The 2,960-nt window shown below is 70.2% G+C and carries 3 protein-coding genes and 1 pseudogene; 1 reads left to right on the top strand and 3 read right to left on the bottom strand.

Features of this window, described 5'->3' with window-relative positions; all coding sequences use genetic code 11:
- Positions 1 to 44 precede the first annotated feature (44 nt).
- A complete protein-coding gene (gene groL / locus G6022_RS14035; protein ID WP_179524689.1) occupies positions 45 to 1,667 on the bottom strand; it encodes a chaperonin GroEL in 1,623 nt (540 codons plus the stop codon).
- Between the two features lie 144 nt (positions 1,668 to 1,811).
- Positions 1,812 to 2,099 carry a co-chaperone GroES gene (gene groES / locus G6022_RS14030; protein ID WP_017837219.1) on the bottom strand — a complete coding sequence of 96 codons (288 nt, stop codon included), beginning with the start codon at positions 2,097 to 2,099 and terminating at the stop codon, positions 1,812 to 1,814.
- Between the two features lie 271 nt (positions 2,100 to 2,370).
- Between groES and G6022_RS14025 the strand changes: the two genes are divergently transcribed.
- Positions 2,371 to 2,742, top strand: coding sequence for a DUF4190 domain-containing protein (locus tag G6022_RS14025; protein ID WP_179524688.1), 372 nt, complete (start codon positions 2,371 to 2,373; stop codon positions 2,740 to 2,742).
- A gap of 36 nt (positions 2,743 to 2,778) precedes the next feature.
- Here G6022_RS14025 and G6022_RS14020 read toward each other — a convergent pair.
- A pseudogene (locus G6022_RS14020) lies at positions 2,779 to 2,960 on the bottom strand (tRNA (adenosine(37)-N6)-threonylcarbamoyltransferase complex transferase subunit TsaD); the annotation flags it as partial.

Genomic DNA, 2,960 nt, shown 5'->3' with positions numbered 1-2,960 from the left:
CCCCGGTCCCGCGGGTGCGGGACCGGGGCCCGGTCGGGACGGGATCAGTGCGAGTGACCGGCGTGTGAGTGCCCGCCGGGCGCCTCCTGCTCGGGCTTCTCGACGATCGCCGTCTCGGTGGTCAGCACCATCCGCGCGACGGAACAGGCGTTGACGACGGCCGAGTGGGTGACCTTCACCGGGTCGATGATGCCCGCCGAGACGAGGTCACCGTACTCGCCGGTGGCGGCGTTGAAGCCGTCCCTCGGACCGAGGTCGGCGACCTTGCTCACCACGACGGAGCCGTCCTCGCCCGCGTTGGCGGCGATCCAGAACAGTGGCGCCGCCAGCGCCTTGCGGACGACGTTCACCCCCACCGCCTCGTCGGCGTCGGTGGTGTCCTCGGCGAGCCGGGCGAGCGACGCCGCGGCCTGGACGAGCACGGAACCGCCACCGGCGATCACGCCCTCCTCGACGGCGGCCTTGGCCGAGTTGACCGCGTCCTCGACGCGGAGCTTGCGCTCGGTGAGCTCCGTCTCGGTGGCGGCGCCGACGCGGATGACCGCGACGCCCCCGGAGAGCTTGGCGATGCGCTCCTCGAGCTTCTCGCGGTCCCAGTCGGAGTCGGTGTTCTCGGCCTCGCGGCGCAGCTGCGCCACCCGGGCGTCGACGTCGGCCTGGTCACCGTCACCGTCGACGATGATCGTCTCGTCCTTGGAGACGGTCACGCGGCGGGCGTGTCCGAGCACCTCGAGGCCACAGTCGGAGAGCTTCATGCCCAGGTCCGGGCTGACGACCTGACCCTTGAGGACGATAGCGAGATCGTCCTGGAAGGCCTTGCGGCGGTCGCCGAAGAACGGGGCCTTGATCGCGACGACCTTGATGGTCTTGCGGATCGAGTTGACGACCAGCGTCGACAACGCCTCGCCGTCGACGTCCTCGGCCACGACGAGCAGCGGCTTGCCGGTCTCGGCGACCTTCTCGAGCAGCGGGAGCAGGTCGGGGAGGGAGCTGATCTTCTCGCGGTGCAGCAGGACCAGGACATCCTCGTAGATGGCCTTCTGCTCGTCGGGGTCGGTGACGAAGTAGGGGCTGAGGTAGCCCTTGTCGAAGGCGATGCCCTCGGTCACGGCGACCTCGGTGTGCAGGCCCTGGGATTCCTCGACGGACACGACGCCGTTGACACCCACGGCGTCCATGGCCTCGGCGACCATCCGGCCCACCTCGGGGTCACGGGAGGAGACCGTGGCGACCTGCGCCACCCCCTCGGACCCCGACACCGGGGTGGCGGCGGACTTGAGGAACTCGACGACGGCGGCCGAGGCCTTCTCGATGCCCTTGCCCATGGCCATCGGGTTGGATCCGGCGGCCACGTTGCGCAGCCCCTCACGGATGAGCGCCTGCGCGAGCACCGTCGCGGTGGTCGTGCCGTCACCGGCCACGTCGTTGGTCTTGGTGGCGACGCTCTTGACCAGCTGGGCACCGAGATTCGCGAACGGCTCGGAGAGTTCGATCTCGCGGGCGATGGAGACACCGTCGTTCGTGACGGTGGGGCCACCGAAGGCCTTGGCCAACACGACGTGCCGACCCTTCGGGCCGAGCGTGACCTTGACGGTGTCGGCGAGTTGGTCGACACCGGCGAGCATGCCCTTACGGGCCTCCTCGTCGAACGCTATCAACTTGGACATTGATGGGACTCCTGGAAGGAAGAGGGTGTTCGGGACGGACGGGTCGTACTGCGTAACGGACCGGTGCGACACCGGTGAGACACCACCGCCCCGGCGGGCCGGACACTGGCCGGCGCCACCGGGGCGGGGTTGTACCGACTCACGTCAGTCGATGACCGCGAGAACGTCGCGCGAGGAGAGGATCAGGTACTCCTTGCCCTCGTACTTGATCTCGGTTCCGCCGTACTTGGAGTAGATGACCTTGTCCCCCTCCTTGATGTCCATGGGGATGCGGTCGCCGTCCTCGTCGAAGCGGCCCTTGCCGACCGCGACGACGGTGCCCTCCTGGGGCTTCTCCTTGGCGGTGTCCGGGATGACGAGGCCGGACGCCGTGGTGGTCTCGGCAGCGGTGGCCTCGACGAGAATCTTGTCCTCAAGCGGCTTGATCGCCACGATGGATCCTCCGTGTGTAGATGGCTGGTGTGTTCAGGGGGGCGGGGCACCGGGGTGGCGTCGTCGCGGGTGACGCGACCGGGTCCATGCCTATTGGCACTCTATATGCGCGAGTGCCAGCACTCAAGTGTCCCGGGTGCCCGATCCGGCCCCGTTCGCGGACGGCGAACACCACCCGGCCCCCACACACCCGCTCGAGCACGCCGCCGGGCGCGCGGGCCCCGCGTACGATCAGCGGGAAGTCCCGCCGCCCCCGGGAGGAGTCGTCGCCATGTCCCGTACCCCCTCCGGTGACGCGGACGCGTCCGGCCGGCGGGATCCGGAGGACCCCGGCGACGAGTCGCACGCCGGTCCCCCCGACGTCAACGGGACGGCGCTCGCCGCGGTCGTGTTGGCGGTGGGCAACGTCGTGTTCGGGTCCTTCCTCGGACTGTTCCTGCCCGCGGTCCCCGCGGTCTTCGCGCTCGCGTCGGTCCTGCTCGGCCATCTCGCCCTGGCCAGGATCAACCGGACCGGACAGGCCGGGCGCGGTCTCGCCCTCACCGCCCTCGCGGTGGGGTACCTGTGGTTGGTCCTGATCACCCTGCTGGTCTGCGGGATGCTGCTGTTCACCGGGTACGGCTTCGCACTGCTCGGGTTCTGAGGCACCCGCCTCACCACCCTCCTCACACCACCCGCCTCACACCAGCTGGGTCACCCCGACCGTGAGCCCCGGATCCGCCGCCACGGTGAGGGCACTGGGTTCGGCACCCGCCGCGAGGAGCGCGGACGCCACCGCCACGACCATCGCCCCGTTGTCCGTGCACAGCCGCGGCCGGGGGACGCGGAGGCGGATCCCGGCCTCGGCGCACCGCTGCGCCG

It is taken from the genome of Dietzia sp. Cai40, from assembly GCF_014145165.1.
In the GTDB taxonomy this organism is placed as follows: Bacteria; Actinomycetota; Actinomycetes; order Mycobacteriales; family Mycobacteriaceae; genus Dietzia; species Dietzia natronolimnaea.
Note: the sequence above shows the minus strand (reverse complement) of the source record. Positions and strands in the feature narration are given on the sequence as shown.

Bases quoted from the DNA above. Each gene is read 5' to 3' on its own strand.
- G6022_RS14025 (WP_179524688.1), top strand. From the start codon at position 2,371: ATGTCCCGTACCCCCTCCGGTGACGCGGACGCGTCCGGCCGGCGGGAT.
- groL (WP_179524689.1), bottom strand. From the start codon at position 1,667: ATGTCCAAGTTGATAGCGTTCGACGAGGAGGCCCGTAAGGGCATGCTC.